Here is a 20,110-nt window from a genome sequence, read left to right on the forward strand (position 1 = left end):
TGGCTTTATGAATTGTCAGCGTTTAACGACTAAATTTAGAGCTAAAAAAAGAGCTAAAAGATAAATCTGTTAGCTCTTTTCATTAATAGCATTTAACTATAATTTAACATTAAAGTAGATATAAATCCTTAATGAATAATCATAGTTAATATTTATATTATTCCGCCAATGTTACCGAAATATCATCAACATAAAAATCAACTGTGGTTTCACTTGCTTCAACATAAAGGTTAGCAGAATTTGCTACCGTTGTTATCGTATGGGTATAAGTACCTGTTAGTTCCACCCAATCACCTGCAGTTACTGTTACCGGGGCCGTCATTTCAAGGTATTCAGTGGTACCGTCACCTGCACCGTGATTGATTTCTAACGTTAGCTTCATGTTAGGTGTAACTGTACTAGCATCATCAGATAACTTAACCCATGCAGCAACGTTATAACTTTCATCCGCTGTGAATAAGCCTACTACACTTTTTGATATACCTTGCCAATTAGCCGTCCGTCCTACAACTAAAGCGCTATTATTACCTGCGTGTGCTTCGGTAGTTTCTAATGTTACTGTTGCATCTCCTCGCGGTCCCCATGCACCAATACCATCTTCAAAATCACCATCAACTATAAGTTCAGCTGGACCCATAGGCTCTTCAACAACAGGCGTAGACGGTACTATAGAAATATCATCAACATAAAAATCAACTGTGGTTTCACTTGCTTCAACATAAAGGTTAGCAGAGTTTGCTACAGTTGATATCGTATGCGTATAAGTACCTGTTAGTTCTACCCAATCACCTGCAGTTACTGTTACCGGAGCCGTCATTTCAAGGTATTCAGTGGTACCGTCACCTGCACCGTGATTGATTTCTAACGTTAGCTTCATGTTAGGTGTAACTGTACTAGCATCATCAGATAACTTAACCCATGCAGAAACATTATAACTTTCATCCACGGTGAATAAGTCTACAACACTTTTTGATACACCTTGCCAAGTAGCCGTGCGTCCTGCAACTAAAGCACTATTATTACCAGTGTGTGCTTCGGTGGTTTCTAACGTTACTGTTGCATCTCCTCGTGGTTCCCATGAATCAAGATCAGTTTCAAAACCTGTATTAAAGAATGCTGCAGGTGTTTCTGTATCATCAGGATTAACAAGGTTTGCAGCTTCTAATGCGTCAGCGAAACCTTGTAAAGAAGGTTTAGGCGTAAAATCATCATTAAACAATAATGGCCATTCTACTGTAGGTGCAGGAAAGTTTTGTAACCAACTATCTCCATCATTAGTTCCCCAAACAGTAATACCGCCACGTTGATCTTCAGGAACAATGTCTAAGTATGCTTGGACAATATCAAAATAATATTGCTTTTGCACTTCAGCTCTAGCAGCTGTAAAAGTAGTTAAAGCTGCACCACCTTCATTGTTCATACGCACATCAAGTTCGGTGATTTTCAGTTTGATTTTTGGGCGAATATCTACCACTTTCTGAAATTGGGCTCTGATTGTCGAAATATCAGGGCTATTAACTGTAATATGAGATTGGAAGCCTATTCCATCAATAGGTACGCCATCAGCTTGCATATCATTGACCATATTAATAACACCATCTAATTTATCATTATTCCAAATCAGATTATAATCGTTGTAGTATAAATCTACATCAGCATCAGCAGCTCGAGCGGCAGTAAAGGCTTTCGGTATAAATGACTCTCCTATATTTGTATACCATACAGAATCATCACCTGCAGCCGAGCCTCTATATGTGCCATCTTCATTGAATGCTTCATTAACAACATCCCACGTTTCAAGCCGACCAGCGTATCGTGTTGCGATTGTTGTTACATGATTTTCCATCATGGCAACCCAAGCATTTGTGTCTCCGGAAAAATTTCTCATCCAATCAGGTATTTGACTATGCCAAACTAATACATGGCCATGCACAGTTAAATTATTAGCGTCAGCAAAGCTAAGTAATGCATCGGCTTTAGTAAAGTTAAAAGTAGTTTCAGATGGGTGCATAGCATCCATTTTCATATCGTTTTCAGACGATAGTTGGCTAAAGTGCTGTATTACAACGTCTTGATGTGCAGTATCACTTAATAGACTCTCTGGCACCGCAACGCCTATTGGAAAGTTTGCCAATGCTTTTAAACTGGTCACAGTAACGTCAGAAAATTCTTCTGGCACTTCAGGATCTGGATCTTCAGGCACTGAAGATTCGTTATCTGGAAACTCTACATCTTTTGGATGTTCCTCTATCCCACATGCTGCCAATAATGACATGATTGTCACTATACTTGCCGAACGAATTAATAATTTTTTCATTTTACTTTTCCTCTTAAGTTAGCAAGAAAATCGGTCGTTAAATACGAAATTCCATTTAGTTGACTTCATTTTTACTAGTAGAAAATACGTGAGTTAATGAACTAACTAAAACAAAAAGGAAGAGGTTAACCTCTCCCTTTATTACTAAAAATATGCTTAAGAACAACTCAGGTTAGAATTTGTAACTTAGGCCTACTTGCACACGACGATCATTCAAGAAGCTAGAGCGTTGGTAACGTGTACCCGCTTCGTCAACCTGCGTTTCTGACTGGTTCTTCTCATCGGTGATGTTGGCAATTAAGAAATTCGCCGTTAGATGGTCAGTAAAGTGATATCTAACAGACGCATCCAAAAATCCAGTGGGTTTTTGGAAAACGGGGTTACCCGTGACAAAGTCTCGATATGAATTCAGATACTCTGAACGATAGTTATAAATTAAACGCACTTCTAACGCATCATCTTGATAAATACCAATTAGGTTACCTGTGTGCTCTGATTGCCCAAGCAGATTATCTAAACCGAAACGGAAAGTAGTATCAGCCGAATCAGGTACTCCATCGTCATCAGCATCTAGAAACTGTGGCGGTGGTGTTGCCGACGCGTCAACAAAAGTGTAGTTAGCTTGAATACCCAAATTTGACCAAATGCCCGGTAACTCAGTAAAGAAATCTTGATAAGCGATTTCAAAACCTGAAATTTCGGCTTCGGCTAAATTAAGTTGACCGTTAAAGTTAACATTAACTTGTGTGTTGTCTAAGGTAATACTACCAACTGGTTTAACACCATATTGCACTATGTTTTTAATATCTTTTTTAAACACACCAAAAGTAACAAAGCCAGTTTCGAAGTACCATTCATATGAAATATCAAAACTGTTCGCTGTAGTGGCTACAAGGTCTGGATTACCGCCATTTATGCGGATGTTTGATAAGGTGCCATTTACTAAACCACGAGGAGTAAAATTACTCGGGTCAGTGGGATCATAATCCGGGTCAGAGGGATCAATATTCACGAAACGTTCAACACTCGTTTTGGCACTTATTGACTGAGTGGCATTAAGGTCTGACATGTTTGGACGAGTCACACCTTTACTTGCACCAAAACGGATGAGCATATCGTCGTTAAGGTTCAATTTAATATTTAATGAAGGTAACCAATGCTCATCTTTTACGTCAACTCTTCGAACAGAGTTTGCTGTTTGTAAATATGCTTCTGTTTCAGGCAAAAAGTCATTTATTTCATCTGTAGCTTCCACTTCTGTTGGGTAAGGTAGAGTAAACTCCTCTCCATCTATCTCGAAAGTATAGTCAACCTCCTGTTCATCTACGCCGAATTCGTTATAGCTGAGCACCCCATTTGAACCCAATGTGTTTTTAACATAACGTAAACCTACATTACCTTCTAGCCACATCCCATTATCAAATTCTTGCGCAAATTTGACCATGGCATACAAATTAATGGTCTCTTCAACAACATCTGAAATACCGCTTGGCTGATAAATTTTAGTATAGTTACCATCGTCTGTGCGACGCAGTTGGTCCGCATTAGCTGGATCCGCAGGGTTAAGATCAGTAGTAGCGAATGGCGAATAGAATGATGTTTCGAAATCAGGCTCAGCCTGTAAGTAATCATAAAATAACTCTGGATTACGCAACAAGTCAGCACTGGCATAAAGTAGTGTGGTATTTTCACCACCTACTACACCACCACGGAAGAAATCACTAAAATCCACTTCATCGTAAATATTTTTATCTAACGAATTTAAAGGCGCTACGCCCCCGCCCCATAATGGAGTGACGCCTTTCCAGTTGCCACCAGCTTCTTTGTTGATTTGTTCACGTTCAGAGTAGCGTGCGCCCATTTTAACAGACTGAAACCAACCGTCTGAGTTGTCAAATTCATATTCAACGTCAAGCTTGGCTGCATGTAAATCGCCTTCGCCTTCACGGAATGAGTCGTTTGCAAAACCAACATAAGAACCAGCAGGATCTGCCGGACTAGTAGGCGCTTCATACGGAACTTGAACCGTGCCACTGTCTTGGCGGTTACCCGCAGCTATGTTAGTACGCGGATCAACAGAAAATTCTAAATATGGGTTATCTAAATCTGGACGAGAAAACACGTTTAAGAATGTATTTACACCAATCCATTGTTCTTCAAAAGACGCTTCGGCCGTTGTTTTATGAGCATCAAATTCAACAGTCAATTGATCACTAGCACGCCATTTTATGTTAACACTGACATCATCGGTTTTTGAATATTCTTGCTTACCTATGCCTAGATTCGACACACGCAATCCGTACGCGCCAGCCCAGCTTCTAAAATCATCTGTTATCAGCCCTTCTTCCATTAAACCACCTGAAACAGGGATTAGCTCGTCACATTCACCAGCAGGTACTTCGTTGCTGCCATTACATTTGGGGATACCGTCTGAGGTAAATGGCGATACAACTAAATCACTAACCTCTACCCCTCCTGATCTCACCGTTTCTGCGTCAGCATACCACTCAGAGGTGCGTTCAAGACCATTGGTTTCATTTTCTACGGTTACGTATTTAACTAATACTTCAACGTTATCGTCAGCACTGCGCCATTGCCCAGCAAGGTAGTAACTCTCTCTTTCGCGATCAACTTCGTTGGTACGTAAATTAAAACCAGGTGTCAGGGCAACAGTGCCTACAGGATCACTTACCTCTTGCCCCTCAGCAAAGCTCTCGGCCGGTACATTATCACGAGGAACAACCATTCCTGCTTGGTAACCATTGATGTCTGACTGTAATTGAGATGAAGAAAATGAGCCTACAAATCCAAATCTGCCGTTATCAGAGGTAAAGTTTTTGCCAAACACACCGCTATATGTTGGGCTGTATTCTTCCCGTATATCAGTGTAAACAGTATCAACAGAAATTTGTGCTATACCGTCTTCATTATCAAAAGGAGCAAGTGTTTGTAGGTTAATTGTTCCACCAATACCACCTTCTATAAGGTCGGCTTGTTGGTTTTTGAAAACATCAACACGGCCGATAAGTTGTGGAGGTACAGCAGACCAATCTAACGCTCTGCCACCATTTGCTGAAAACGCATCCCGTCCATTAAATTCTGAACGAATAAATCCAAGACCGCGAATTAAGTTGCCTGAACCTTCAGGAGAAGGAAAGTCGCCAGCTGTTCCACCCGCAGTAAAACGAGAAACAGTCAAGCCTGGTATACGCGAAAGAGCCTCAGCAACAGACAAATCAGGAATCGCTGCTGCGTCAGATGCAGTAATCGAGTCAACAAATGTTGATGCTTCACGTTTGATTTCAGCTGCGTTAGCTAATGCACCACGGATCCCCGTAACGCTGATAATTTCAACATCGTCTTCAGTGACGGCTTCTCCATCAACGCTTTGTGCGACCGCATATTGACTTGAGGCAGCTGCGAGAAGAGCTGAAGTACCAAACATCGCTGCTCTTACTGAAGTGCATAGAAAAGTTTTTCTTTGCAAGCTCATAGTGTGTTCTCCTAGTGAGTGGTTTACTACGCCTAATTCAGCGCATTCTTAGTTATATTCTTTCTAGTTAGCGGTCAAAAAAACATCAACAATTGACCCGATTATAAAAACGTGTTGTTTATTAACTAGTGATTTTATTTACAAAATATTATATGTTAATGCCATAATGTTAGCGCTAACATGTCTTTTTTTAACATAACGTCACATTTATTAACAACGTTTTTTTAAATTTGCGGTATTTATGAAAACAAAAATGAAATTTAGTAATAAAAAACAGGTCGAAGTATGCATTTATGTATAGTGGGAGGTGGCTCTGCTGGATGGATGACAGCGGCAGCCCTAGCAAAGAAATTCTCAAGGCAAAAGCTGCAAATTACCCTTATTGAATCTGCAGAAATTGGCACCGTTGGGGTCGGTGAAGCCACTTTGCCACATATTAGATTTTTCAATCAGGCCCTAGGCATAGACGAACGCGATTTTATGCGTAAAACCAAAGCTACATTTAAACTGGGGATAGAGTTTGTTAACTGGGGCGGCAAGGGACAACGCTATATGCATCCTTTTGGTGATTTTGGCGAAAAAATAAATTCAGTCGACTTTTATCAGTATTGGTTATTAGCTCAAAAAGATAATGGCATTGGTAAATTAGAGGACTACGCCTTTGGTATTGCCGCGGCAAAATCTAACAAATTCAAGATACCAGAAGTGGGCACACTAGATCTGAAAAACTCTTTTGGTTATGCCTATCAATTTGACTCTAGCCTGTATGCCCAATACTTACGGGAGTTTTCATGCAAACTTGGAGTAAATAAAATAGAAGGAAAAGTTGTTAACACTTCAATAAACGAAACAAATGGCAACATTTCAGAATTAAGCATGGAGAATGGCCAACTTATAAGTGCCGATTTATTTGTTGATTGTTCAGGCTTTCGTGGTTTGCTGATTGAGCAAAGTCTAAAATCTGGCTACCAAGATTGGTCCACTTGGTTACCCTGTGACCGAGCCATTGCTGTACCTTGTGAAAGTACAGAACAGTTAACTCCTTTTACCCGCGCAACAGCTAAAAACGCAGGTTGGATTTGGCGAATTCCGTTACAGCATCGTACTGGCAATGGTCATGTATATTGCAGTCAGTTTATTAGTGACGACGCTGCACAACACTCACTTTTAGATCAATTGGATGGCAAAGTGTTGGCTGAGCCTCGCAAGCTTAGATTTAAAACAGGCCGTAGAAATCACTTTTGGAAAAACAATGTTGTTGCTATCGGCTTGTCAGCAGGATTTTTAGAGCCACTCGAATCTACCTCTATTCATTTAATTCAAGAAGGCATTACTAAGTTAATCGAACTATTTCCAGCCTTAGATGATCAACAAACCTGCTCGATTCCACTCACAATAGATGCACTAGATATTACAGAATACAATACTCAGATGGGCTTAGAATATGAGCGTATTCGAGATTTTCTATTATTACACTATGTTGCAAACGACCGTAATGATAGCCCTATGTGGGCATATTTTAAAAATATGACACTACCTGATAGCCTGCAAGAAAAACTAGATTTGTGGATGCATCGCGCCTACATTCAGCGCTATGAAATAGGCGCATTTTTACCACCAAGTTGGGTTGCAGTTTTGCTTGGACAAAACTTGATACCGCATAATGTCGATCCTAGGGTGCAAGCGTTTGTTGGTGATCATATACGCGCTAGAGCAAATGCGATGCGCGAAGATATCAAGCTAGGTTTACATCAGGCTGAAGAACACCGGGCCTTTTTGAATCGCTATATATCATGACTTTGCCTATGTATCGTATAGATTGTAGTAAGGAATGTTGTATATGAATAAAAATGAAGTGCACAAGGCCAACTCCGTTAATAAAGTGAATCCGAAAAAGCTAGATATCGTGATATATGGTCATAGCATTGCTGCTTTTATATCCGCTTTGACAATCCATAACACACTGGCAGATCAAGTGTCGCTTTCACTGATATTACCTGCTGAACAGGCGCCCAGCGATGTCTTGTATGGGGGGACAAGCACGCCTGATGCTTATAACCTGCATTTGGCAATGGATATTTCTGAGGCGGAGTTACTGCAACAAACCAATTCAAGTTTTTCCTTTGGAACCCATTATCAAAATTGGACAGAAGCAAAATTTAACTGGGTACAAGCCTTTAGTTTGCCATTTACCTCTATGTACGGCGTTGACTTCCACCAAGTTTTGTTAAAACACAAACAAGACTTACAAACATACTTAGCGGGCGCCCAGTGCGCTTTACATGAGAAGTTTGCTCATCCACCGCAAAATCAACCAGCATCGCCATTGTCTAGGGCTGAATATGGCTATAATTTTGACTATCAAAGTTACGCACTATTCCTACTCAATACAATTAAGCAGAGAAAGATAAAACTGATCCAATCAGATCTTTTAAAAGTCGAAGCCGCAGATGAGCATATTACTAACTTGCGACTAAATGACGGTTCCTGCATTGAGGCCGATTTATTCATTGACTGTTCGGGTACTGACGCTAAATTAATCAGCGCTTTGGCTAGCAAAAAACGCGTAGATTCTAAAATAAACGTGTCGCTCTTAACTAACGAAAATGACACCCAGATGAAACCGTGTAACCTAGTATCGGGACATGGAAATTCTTGGCAGTCGACGCTTTATTTACAAGATTCTAGCCAGATATTGCAAGCTGTTAATGTTAAAGATACGCCTGCAGAAAATATAATGTCTACCAACACAATTGCATCAATTAGCGCTGATATTGGTGAAAAAAAACGAGCTTGGGTAGGTAATTGTGTAGCTATCAGCCTCAGTGCAGCTGTGCTTGAGCCATTTTCAAATGCGTCCTTTAGATTGCTTAAGCTAGATATAGAACGCCTTCTAGCGCTAATTCCCATCTCGAATAATATGACCATGGAACAAAAAGAATACAATCGGCGCTATAGATTGGACGTTCAGCACGCCAAACTATTTAACTTGGCATTGACCGATACCAGACATTTTTCGCAACATGAGCACACTGTTCAAATTAAGAGTCAAAATCCGGTTCTTGATAGTGATACACAAGCATTGCTCGATAGAAAACTAGCACAATATTTGCACCGTGGATTAATCGTTTCCTACGACTTTGAACCCTTCTACGCCGAAGATTGGATAATACTTCATTTTGGTATGCAGCGTTTTCCAAGGCGCCTAAATTGTCTATGTGACAACATAGACAATACACATGTTAAACAGCACTTACTGCAAACCCAAAATACAATAGTGACCATGGTGCCTAAAATCCCCCCCTGTTCACTCTACACAGAAAAGTTTTTGAATTATTTAAAGAGACAATCATGAATCAATCATCTACCAATCGCATCCGAAAAATTGTTATCGCTGGCGGCGGAACCGCGGGTTGGATGTCTGCGGCTGCACTATCAAGCATGCTAAGACCTGATGACGTACAAATTGTACTAGTAGAATCTGAAGAAATTGGCACGGTTGGAGTGGGTGAAGCAACCATTCCCGATATTATAAGCTTCAATCGCATGTTGGGCATTGATGAAGCTGAATTTTTAAAGGCAACCAAGGGTACTTTTAAGCTGGGCATAGAGTTTAGTGATTGGGGTAAACTTAGCGATAAATACTTTCATCCATTTGGTAACCATGGTGCAGACATGAACGGTATTGATTTCCATCAATATTGGCTACATACAAGGCAAGCTGGTAACACCAATGGTTTAGAAGAATACAGCATGTGCGCGGTGGCCGCTAAAAGTATGAAGTTTGCCCTACCTAACGATAATCCTCGCTCGCTCTTATCGCAAATTGGTTATGCCTACCATTTTGATGCCACTGCATACGCTTTGTTTCTAAGAAACTACGCCCAAAAGCGCGGCGTGATACGAATCGAAGGGCGTATCGAGCAGATATTGCTTAATGAGAAAACTGAAAATATTTCTACACTTATTATGCAAAACAATCAGCGTGTTGAGGGTGATTTCTTTTTTGATTGTACTGGGTTTCAATCAAAATTATTAGGCCAAACACTTGGCGTGCCTTTTCACGATTGGACAAAATGGCTGCCATGTAACAGTGCTCAAGCAGTTGCAAGCGAACGTCAAGGTGAGTTACTGCCTTACACTAAATCCATGGCCAAAACCGCTGGTTGGCAATGGCGCATTCCGACTCAGCATAGGACTGGCAACGGCCATATTTACAGCACTAATTTTATGGATGATCAGCAAGCTACAGATATACTTATGCAAGGACTTGATGCCCCAGCTCTTTCTGACCCACGTACCATAAGATTTACCACTGGCTGCCGAGATAAATTCTGGCATAAAAACTGTGTGGCAATTGGTCTTGCTAGCGGTTTTCTAGAACCATTGGAGTCGACTTCTATTTTCTTAATACAACAGGGGATCAGCCGCTTTATTTCGTTATATCCGTCTTTAACGCCCCCCGCTAAAGTAGTAGAAGAATATAACCGTTTAATGACCCGTGAATTTCATCAAGTCAGAGATTTTATTATATTGCATTACAAAGCCACACAACGCACAGATAGCGAATTTTGGCGCTATTGTAAAAACATGTCGATACCTGACTCTTTGCAACACAAAATGGAGTTATTTCAGTGCGCTGGACGAGTATTCAGAGACGACCACGAGTTATTCTCAACTTCTAGCTGGGTAGCCGTAATGATGGGTCAAAACATTTACCCTGAAACAGCAGAGCCAATGTTGCTTGGTGTGCCTATACAAAACATTGAACAGAGCTTACAAAGTATGCAACGCGCAATGCAACAAACAAGCTTGCAAATGCCAACCCATGCCGAGTTTATAAAAAACTATGCAGGCTCTTCGATTTAAATTCTAATTTTAAGCAGGTAATTTTATGCAAGGTATGGACGTTAAAGATATCGTCATAGTCGGTGGTGGAACTGCTGGCTGGATGTCAGCTGCAGGCATGTCGAAACTGCTGGGTAGTAAAAAAATCAATATCCGAATAATTGAATCTGAATCGATAGGCACAGTAGGCGTAGGTGAAGCCACCGTCCCGCATATTCAGTACTTTAATCGGCTGTTAGGCATTGATGAAAATAGCTTTATTAAAAAAACCAATGCGACCTTCAAACTCGGTATCGAGTTTGTTGACTGGCATAAAATTGGTGAGTCTTATTTTCATTCATTTGGCCCTTATGGTCTGGATATGGAAGGCATTCATTTTCATCATATGTGGTTACGCCAACAGAAAATGGGTACTGCCAAACCTATCGACGAATTTAACCTACAGGTTCAAGCAGCCAAGGCAGGAAAATTCATGCGTGCACGTCCAGAGTTGCAGGGAAGTCCTCTAAGTGCACTCTCGTACGCATATCAATTTGACGCGGCATTGTATGCAGCCTTTTTACGAGATTTTTCTGAGAAAAATGGCGTGACTAGAACCGAAGGTAAAATTGTTAAGGTCACCCAAGCAACAAACACCGGCCACATTGAATCGGTCACATTGGAAGATGGCGAATGTATTAAAGGTGACTTGTTTATTGATTGTTCAGGCTTTAAGGGCTTACTCATCGAAGAGACGTTAAAGACGGGATATGAAGATTGGTCACATTACTTGCCCTGCGATAGTGCTGTTACGCGCCTCAGCAAACGTATGACCGATCTTCCTCCATACACCCGAGCGACGGCTAAAACGGCAGGTTGGCAGTGGCGTATTCCACTACAGTCAAGAACCGGAAATGGCTATGTGTACTCAAGTCAATTTTTAAGTGACCAGGATGCAATCGAAAGCCTCAACAAAGACCTTGATACGGCCCCCATCTCAGCCCCTCGTCAGTTAAGGTTTAAAACAGGTATTAGAAAGCAGCCGTGGAACAAAAATGTGGTTTCCATAGGTCTTGCTTCGGGTTTTTTAGAGCCGCTTGAATCAACATCGATACACTTAATACAAACCGCTATTGCCAGGCTAATGACTAACTTCCCAGATAAGTTATTTAATCAAGCCGATATTGATTTCTATAACGAGTCCACTCATAAGGAATACGTGCAAGTTAGAGATTTATTGATCCTGCACTATAAAGCGACTACGCGTCACGATAGCCCGTTCTGGAATTATGTGCGGGAAATGGATATACCGGTGTCGTTAGAGAAGCGTATCGCTATTTATAAAGAAAATGCGCGCTTATACAGTGAAGACAAAGAGTTTTTTAATCATAGTAGTTGGTTTGCAATATTCAATGGTCAAAGCATTCACCCACAACGTTATCATCCTATCGCCAATTTTTTAGACGAAAAAGAAATGGAGAGGCGTATGACAGAAATTCATACCGTGACACAAAAATGCTTAAGCATCATGCCGTCCCATGAGGAATTTTTGGCGAAACAGCTTTAGATAAACTAGGGACTGTGAGTCATAAAAAAATAGCGGCATAAGCCGCTACTTTTTATCTATTCATTAAGCCCAGTGTTGTTGGCCAATTTAGCTAACCACACTCGTTTAATTCATAATATTAAAATGAACAAACCGCGCCCATATCGTTATCGACTATTTTAATTGCACTGAGTTGAATTGACAGTCCGGCATCTGAGTGTAATGTAAAGGGCGAAGTCACAGCTTGTAAATTGCCAGCAGATTCAACAAAACAGCTCAGTTTAATATTGGCTTGTTGCCAGCCTTTACCTACCTTGTTTTTCAAGGCTTGAGTGACATTAATAGTACCATTACAACCCTGCTCACAACCCATAGCTAATGAAACATTACTGGCTGAATGTTGTAGCAAATTATAATCAAACTGCAGTACTTTACCTGCTTCCATCAAGGCCACTAGATTTACTGGGTTGCCTTGGATTGAAAGATTAGCATCACCGCTCCAAGTGGCTTCAATAATATCTTCTTGGGCTTGATAATCCGCAGCTTTTACTTGTAATTTAGACATAGAGCTGACTTGAACATTAGAGCTCACTTGAGTATTACCACCGGCATCATTTAACACTAAACGCCAAGGTTGCACTGGGTCACCGGCAAACATAAATCGGCTATTATTTTCTTTCACTATGGCCGGATCTAATGTTTCATCAATCAGCTGAATATCTTTTTTATCTTCAACTGACAAACCATATCCATAAGCAAACAATGGTTGATAAGGTGCACTGCCATGATTCAGTTCAACATCTAAAGGATTATTCGGCCAAGAAAATGATAAACGACCGACAAAGTCATATTGGATATTTTCATCTTTATCTCTAAATAACACATCAGCAACTCCTGATCCCTCACTACCCGGCAACCAAGCAGCAACAAAGGCATTAGAAGCATTCAACTCTGGATTAACCCACATAGGGCGACCGGATAAAAATACACTGACAGTAGGAATACCTGCTGCTTGTAAATCACGTAATACTTGTAAGCTTTGTTCTGGTTTAAAGTCTAAGTCAGTCACATCACCTTGAAATTCAGCATAAGGTTGCTCACCAAAAATCACAATCGCTACATCAGGTTTCTCTTCATATTCGCCGGTGGCATTAAGGCTTACCTGTCCACCAGCAGCATTAACAGCAGCGGATATCCCCTGGTAAATGGACTGGCCATTAGGGAAATCTGAATTTTTGTTACCTGTGCCTTGCCAAGTTAAGGTCCAGCCCCCTGATTGTTGTCCAATATTATCCGCAGCATCCCCCGCCACTAACACTTTTGATTTAGCCGAGAGAGGCAACAAATTTTTATTGTTTTTTAATAAAACCAGTGATTTACGTACAGCTTCTCGAGCTACTTCTCTGTGCTGGGCTGAGCCTAATAATTCGAATTTTCCGGCATATGGACGACTAGAGGGTAAACCCGCTTCAAATAAGCCGGCACGCATTTTAACCCGCAAAATTCGAGATACGGCTTGGTCTAATCTAGCCATGCTGATTTCACCTGATTTAACTTGCGCTAAGGTATTTTCATATAAGCCTTTCCAGCTATCAGGGGCCATAAACATATCTAAACCGGCATTAAAGGCTTTGGCACAAGAAGTGTTTGAACAACCTTTGACTTGACCATGACCGTTCCAGTCACCCACAACAAATCCATCAAAACCCATTCGCCCCACTAACACATCAGTCAATAGAGGTTTGTGACCATGCATTTTTTCGCCATACCAACTATTAAATGACGCCATCACAACTAATGCGCCACTTTGAATAGCAGGAGGATAACCTGCGGCATGTATATCTCTTAACTGTGCTTCGCTAGCTAAGGTTTCACCTTGGTCGACACCATCTGTTGTGCCACCGTCACCTACATAGTGTTTAACATTAGCTAACAAATGCCCATTAGTTAAAAAGTCTGCAGAATTTACTGCACCTTGAATACCTTCCACCACTTTACCTGCGTAACTGGCAACTATTTCTGGCTTTTCAGAATAACTTTCAAAGGTACGACCCCATCTATCATTTTGTACCACCGCAATTGTTGGGGCAAAAGTCCAATCAATACCAGTCACTAACACTTCTTTAGCCGTTACCTCGCCAATCTTTTCCATTAACTCAGGGGAATTAGCCGCACCTAAACCTATATTGTGAGGAAAGATAGTGGCCCCTGACACGTTATTATTGCCATGTACTGCATCTATGCCCCATAAGGCCGGAATACCAAGATTACCATCAGAGGTGTCAGTAGAGGCTAACCAAAATTCATCGGCCAGTTGCAGCCAATCTTTGGCTGGAGAACGGTTATCACCATTAGGCGCTGAGTTCCCCCCATTTAGAATTGAACCTAAATGATATTTTTTAACATCTTCTGGGGTCACAGAGGCAATATCCCCTTGAATGACCTGCCCTACTTTTTCTTCCAAGGTCATTTTAGCGAGTAGCTCTGCAATTTTTGCCTCTTGAGCAGGATCACGAGCAATGGGTGACGATTGTTTAGGCCATAATTCAGGATGGATTACACCTGCAGCATTATTATCAATTTGATCATGCTGAGATGACTTAGAAACAGTTGTTGGATTACAACTAATAAATACAGCCACTAAAGGTAAAACAAGTAATTTTTTTTGCATTTTACATCCTGCTTATAGTTAACTTTTAGTGTCACCACAATTAACTATATATAAAAGAAGCGATCATGAAACGCTCTGTATATGGATTCATGTCAAATTTATAATTCGCGGAAATATCCCCCGAATGTAAACTGGAGCATCGATAGATAACTGCTCGGTTAAATATTACTGCCACGGATATGGCACGTTAAAAGAAAACGTTTTCAATTTTAATATAACACGATTTACAAGGCATTCCATATTGTGGAATTTCACCTTTTAGATCAATCTGATATGAACGAATACGTGATTCACCAATAAACTCAAAACCACTATCTCGATGATGGTAAAAATAGCTACCACCATGTTCGGCATCACACAAATAATGACGAATAACTATCAACTTTATCCAGTTGCTGCGCTTCTATATACAAAACCGAACACAACAATGCAGATAAGTCTTTTTTAGCATAACCCCATAATATTTAAGGGCGACAGAACGTAGTCCAGGATAATGACTAACAGAAGGTGCCACATCATTTTTTGTCATGGCATAATCAATTGAACTACTGGTATCCTGAACAACGTTATCTATCACTAAAATAGGTTGCTGTTCTTGGCCTATATGCAGCACTTCTTAACTCAATTTATTGCTCAACATATTCTTCGATCGTTGTTAGTAACAACACCTATTTTGCCTTGCAATTTTGATTAATAAATTCTTGGTGTGAAGGCATATAGTTTTTTGATTTATTAACCACTGACTTTATTCCTTCCATTCGATTATGTAGCTCTTCCTCGCTAAAAATATCTACCAGCGCGTGATAAGAGTCAGGAACGATCCCCTGTCCATACATCACTTCAAACCAACTAAGATCATTGAACATCTCATTATTGAAACGAGCAATACGGCCATTTCGTTTAAATTGTTCAATCTTTTGGGTGAGCTCAACAGGCACGTCCATAGTTCGGCAATATTTCCAAAAAGGGGAGTCATCTCGTTCTGTTACGTAATAGTGTAAAATCAGAAAATCACGAATACGTTCATACTCAAAATCGATTTGGCGGTTATATTCGTCGATATCTTCTTGATCAAAGTTTTTATTTGGGAAGAAACTAAACAGTTTAGACAACGCAGACTGAACTAAGTGAATACTAGTAGATTCCAAGGGCTCCATAAAACCGCCAGCCAACCCTAATGCCAAACAATTTTTATTCCAACTTTTACGTCGCTTACCTGTCACAAATTTCAATATTCTAGGCTCAGCTAAAGGTTCGCCATCCAAATTATCTAACAAAATTTGGGTAGCTTCTTCATCCGACATGAATTGACTGCAATACACATGCCCATTGCCAATACGGTTTTGTAAAGGAATACGCCATTGCCAACCAGCTTTGTGTGCAGTAGAACGAGTAAATGGCCAAGGTTCACCAGCACTGGCACAAGGTACTGCAACAGCTCTATCACAAGGTAACCAATGTGACCAATCTTCGTATCCTGTATGCAGAGCCTCTTCAATTAGCACGCCTCGAAAACCTGAACAATCAATGAAAAAGTCAGCCTGATACTCTTGGCCATCATCAAGCTGCACAGAGTGAATAAATCCACTATCACGCAAATTAGTTTTCACTACTTTGCCTTCTGTACGGATCACTCCATTACTCTCAGATAATTCACGTAGATATTTAGCATATAAGCCAGCATCGAAGTGAAAAGCATAAGCAATATTAGACAGCGGTGAATTACCCGCATCGATAGAGCGCATAAAACGGTTTTCATGGCATGCAGAAGCAGTTAATGTATATTCATCTATGTCGGCAGCTTTGCCTAATGCACGCATTTTCAACCAATATTGATAGAAATGTACCCCTTCCATATCTTTACCTACATCACCAAAAGCATGGAAATAACTACTGCCTTTTTTATTCCAATTAACAAATTGAATACCTAATTTAAAGGTAGCCTGAGTTTTACGAACAAAATCATTTTCATCCAAACCGAGAAGTTGATTATAAAGTTGAATTTGCGGGATGGTGGCTTCCCCTACACCAACAGTACCAATTTGCTCTGACTCCACTAAACGTATCTCACAAAACTCTTGACGTAAAACTTTAGACAGTGCCGCAGCAGCCATCCAGCCGGCGGTTCCGCCGCCCAAAATTAATATTTTTTTTATCTTATTATTTTGCATATTTAATACATGCTCCACATCATGGGTTGCATAACACTAATCGACTTATGAACGATTAAACTGATGATAAAAATCTCGATAATGGGGCATTCCGGCCACAAGTTTATCGATTGATAATTTAATTTTATTCAATGAGTCATGAAGTTGCTCATTACTCATATTCGATAAATATAAGCTCGATAATTGAGGAATAATCCCCATTCCAGCCAACAATCCATTCCAAGCAACATCACTAACAGCATCAGTATTTGACGTGGTCAAACGCCCTAAGCGCTGGAACAAATCCAATCGCTGTTGCAATTTTTTTGAGCGTATCGAAGCGCTAACAAGAGATCCTTGCTCTAAAAACGCATAATGGCACTGCACATAATCATTTGCCTCAGCAATAAATTGCAGCCATTGATTATTAAACCAAATTTTACTGACATTATTATCGCCAAGTGAAGGATATACTCCCAAAAACTGCACCAATGCAGCTTGCACGAAATACAGTTCCGAAAAAAACAACTTACTCATGCTTACATTGCTATTGCCAACTGATAAGCAGTTGCCCTGCCAAGCTTTGGCGTTCATTTTAAACTTATTTTTTCGATGTACGATTAACTCAACTTTTGAGTCCGACAACGATAAATAATCAGCAAGCCATTGATTGATTTCAACCTCACTCACTTGTTGGCTATTATACTCGAGCTGGACACAAGCCTGCTCTGCTAACGGGAGTATTTTCAACCACCCCCAATGTGTAACATGCAACTGATTATATGGTTGATCGAGACAAGTTTTATCATCTACCAGACACTCTGCGTATTTATCCCAACAAGAGTCATTACTCTGAGTAGTCACCTCATCATGATTAGCCATAAAACGAGTCAAATCACCACTACAGTCAATCCAAAAATCAGCAGTTAGCTCATGTTGTCCATCGAGTGTAATTGCTTCAATATCAAAGTCAGCCCCACAGTTAACAGAAAAACTATTAGCTTTTATAAAAGTGACCTTACGTGCTAAAGCAAATTCTTTTAGCTGCTTTTCATAGTTATTTGCTTCTAAATTAACAGCAAAATCTAAAGCTTGTTGTAAATCAGGTCTACTAGCTGGGGGAATAGCAAACTTTCCTTGTTTTGCAGCATGGGCCGCAATACTCGCAGATTCCAATTGTATGGACGGGTCACTTCGCTTAAGCCTCAATAAACCTTGTACAAATTCATTATCTTCACCTTGAATCCCAAAATGACCATAGGAAACAAACCAATCACGTTGCTGGTTGATATACCGCTGCCCAAGGCTAAATGTTCCCTTACACTGCTGCATTATATTTTTAAATGGCAATTTTAATATATTGCACAATGACATAAATTCACTACCAGTGGATTCAACCTGTCCAGTATCACCCCCTTTAATTTCAACAGCAGTTATCCGCACTGGTTGGTCTGCAAGTTGTGAGGATAAGATCACAGCTGACATCATCAAAGGTAAATGTTGACCGACTAACACAATATGTTTGATTGACATAGATTCATTCATATTCTGCCTCCATATAAACTTAGTGCAGCATTAGGGTAAGCACTAAAACCAATTCGCTGAATGTTTTGAATCGCTATGTTGTGGTTTTGCATTTCGCTAGCTGTTTGAGAAACCTGCTCGGCCATTTTATTTAAATAATACTGCAGCTTTTCAACGGGGTAAGTCAACACTCGAGGATCATAATGGAGAGGTAAACTATCTTGACCTAAATACACAGCCAACCAACTCGCAGGCATGAATAAACCTTGGCGGTAAGTGGAGATATGAGCACTATGTTGAAAAAGTGTCATCTGTTGCTGCAAAGAATCGGGTATAGGCATATTTTGGCAATAACGCCAAAATTCTGAATCATTACGTCGATTTAGTTTGTAATGTAAAATTAGAAAATCTCTAACCCGTTCATATTCAGTGTCCAAGTGTCGATTAAAAGCGTTTCTCTCAACATCGTTAATTTTGTCAGCAGGAAAAAATTCGATCAGTTTTTGAATAGCTATTTGCGTCAAATACAAACTTGTAGACTCGAGTGGCTCTAAAAAACCGGCTGATAACCCAATCGCAATACAGTTTTTAGACCATGACTTATTACGTTTGCCTGTAGTAAAGCGTAACAACCTTGGGTCGGATAATGCCGGTTCTTCAAGACCATCGAGCAAAATTGCATGTGCTTCATCATCAGATAAATAATCACCACAAAATACTAATCCATTACCGGTTCGATGCTGAACAGGTACCCGCCATTGCCAACCCACTTTTTTGGCAGCAGAACGAGTATAAGGAGGTGGATCGATTGTTTTTTCACTGGCAACAGCTAATGCTTTATTGCAAGGCAACCAATGAGTCCAATCTTGATAACCTGTTTTAAGCGCCTCTTCAATTAATAATCCTCGAAACCCAGAGCAGTCGATAAATAAATCGCCTTCTATCTTTTGTCCCGACTCCAGCTGAACAGACTGAATATCACCACTATCATCAGCAAGGTTAACCACTGTAACTTTACCCTCGATTGTCCTGACACCTCGTTTAATAGAGTAAGATTTAAGATATTTAGCATATAAGGTGGCATCTAGGTGAAACGCGTAACTGTAGTCATCTAACAACGCATTTTGATTTTGTTGTTGGTATTGAAATTTTTTCTTTTGTGCCGCAACTACAGCTATAGAATACTGATCAAATTCAGCTAATTTAAGCCCCTGTTGTTGCTGTAAATGCAACCAATAATGATGAAAATTAATTCCATTAATATCATGGCCACTATGGCCAAAGGGATGCATATAGCTACTATCTTTACTACCCCAACCGGTAAACTGAATCGCTAATTTATAGGTTGCTCCGGTAGCACGCATAAATTCATTTTCATCAATACCAAGCATCTGATTAAATTGACGAATATGTGGAATAGTTGCTTCACCCACACCAACAGTGCCAATCATATTTGATTCTATTTGGGTTATTTCAAATTGCATTTTAGGTAAAAATTGAGACAGTCCAGCTGCGGTCATCCAACCTGCAGAACCACCTCCTACAATAACTATTTTCTTTTTTTTCATATTAATGAGAATTA

The 20,110-nt window shown here is 40.2% G+C and carries 10 protein-coding genes and 1 pseudogene; 4 read left to right on the forward strand and 7 right to left on the reverse strand.

The features are described 5' to 3' along the window. Window positions 1-157 precede the first annotated feature (157 nt). Both GQR87_RS18755 and GQR87_RS18760 read right to left on the reverse strand, forming a co-directional pair. On the reverse strand, window positions 158-2,317 hold the full coding sequence (locus tag GQR87_RS18755) for an endo-1,4-beta-xylanase (RefSeq protein WP_233267320.1): 2,160 nt from the start codon (window positions 2,315-2,317) through the stop codon (window positions 158-160). Between the two features lie 172 nt (window positions 2,318-2,489). After that, on the reverse strand, window positions 2,490-5,810 hold the full coding sequence (locus GQR87_RS18760; protein ID WP_158972021.1) for a TonB-dependent receptor: 3,321 nt from the start codon (window positions 5,808-5,810) through the stop codon (window positions 2,490-2,492). 285 nt (window positions 5,811-6,095) lie between these two features. Between GQR87_RS18760 and GQR87_RS18765 the strand changes: the two genes are divergently transcribed. The 4 genes from GQR87_RS18765 to GQR87_RS18780 are packed head-to-tail and all read left to right on the forward strand — an operon-like array spanning window position 6,096 to window position 12,204. Continuing rightward, window positions 6,096-7,607: a tryptophan halogenase family protein gene (locus GQR87_RS18765; RefSeq protein ID WP_158972023.1), complete on the forward strand. Its 1,512-nt coding sequence runs from the start codon at window positions 6,096-6,098 to the stop codon at window positions 7,605-7,607. A gap of 43 nt (window positions 7,608-7,650) precedes the next feature. Then, window positions 7,651-9,165, forward strand: a complete 1,515-nt coding sequence (locus tag GQR87_RS18770) for a tryptophan 7-halogenase (RefSeq protein WP_158972025.1) — start codon at window positions 7,651-7,653, stop codon at window positions 9,163-9,165. Continuing rightward, window positions 9,162-10,679, forward strand: a complete 1,518-nt coding sequence (locus tag GQR87_RS18775) for a tryptophan halogenase family protein (protein ID WP_158972027.1) — start codon at window positions 9,162-9,164, stop codon at window positions 10,677-10,679. The genes GQR87_RS18770 and GQR87_RS18775 overlap by 4 nt, the downstream gene beginning before the upstream one ends. A gap of 25 nt (window positions 10,680-10,704) precedes the next feature. Further along, a complete protein-coding gene (locus GQR87_RS18780) occupies window positions 10,705-12,204 on the forward strand; it encodes a tryptophan halogenase family protein (protein ID WP_158972029.1) in 1,500 nt (499 codons plus the stop codon). Between the two features lie 118 nt (window positions 12,205-12,322). Here the strand turns inward: GQR87_RS18780 and GQR87_RS18785 are convergent, their stop codons facing one another. The 5 genes and pseudogenes from GQR87_RS18785 to GQR87_RS18805 all read right to left on the reverse strand — a co-directional run bounded on the left by GQR87_RS18785 (window position 12,323) and on the right by GQR87_RS18805 (window position 20,096). Beyond that, the gene (locus GQR87_RS18785) at window positions 12,323-14,854 is read right to left on the reverse strand and encodes an exo 1,3/1,4-beta-D-glucan glucohydrolase (RefSeq protein WP_158972031.1); all 2,532 of its coding nucleotides are present in this window, start codon (window positions 14,852-14,854) and stop codon (window positions 12,323-12,325) included. Between the two features lie 40 nt (window positions 14,855-14,894). After that, a pseudogene (locus tag GQR87_RS22565) lies at window positions 14,895-15,467 on the reverse strand (DUF6445 family protein). Between the two features lie 55 nt (window positions 15,468-15,522). After that, window positions 15,523-17,025: a tryptophan halogenase family protein gene (locus GQR87_RS18795; RefSeq protein ID WP_158972035.1), complete on the reverse strand. Its 1,503-nt coding sequence runs from the start codon at window positions 17,023-17,025 to the stop codon at window positions 15,523-15,525. A gap of 45 nt (window positions 17,026-17,070) precedes the next feature. Beyond that, complete coding sequence (locus GQR87_RS18800) at window positions 17,071-18,549, reverse strand: tryptophan 7-halogenase (protein WP_158972037.1); 1,479 nt, start codon at window positions 18,547-18,549, stop codon at window positions 17,071-17,073. Next, the gene (locus tag GQR87_RS18805) at window positions 18,546-20,096 is read right to left on the reverse strand and encodes a tryptophan halogenase family protein (RefSeq protein WP_158972039.1); all 1,551 of its coding nucleotides are present in this window, start codon (window positions 20,094-20,096) and stop codon (window positions 18,546-18,548) included. Before GQR87_RS18805 ends, GQR87_RS18800 begins: the two co-directional genes overlap by 4 nt. Window positions 20,097-20,110: the final 14 nt, after the last annotated feature.

The sequence above is a fragment of the Paraglaciecola sp. L3A3 genome (genome assembly GCF_009796765.1).
Taxonomy (GTDB): Bacteria; Pseudomonadota; Gammaproteobacteria; order Enterobacterales; family Alteromonadaceae; genus Paraglaciecola.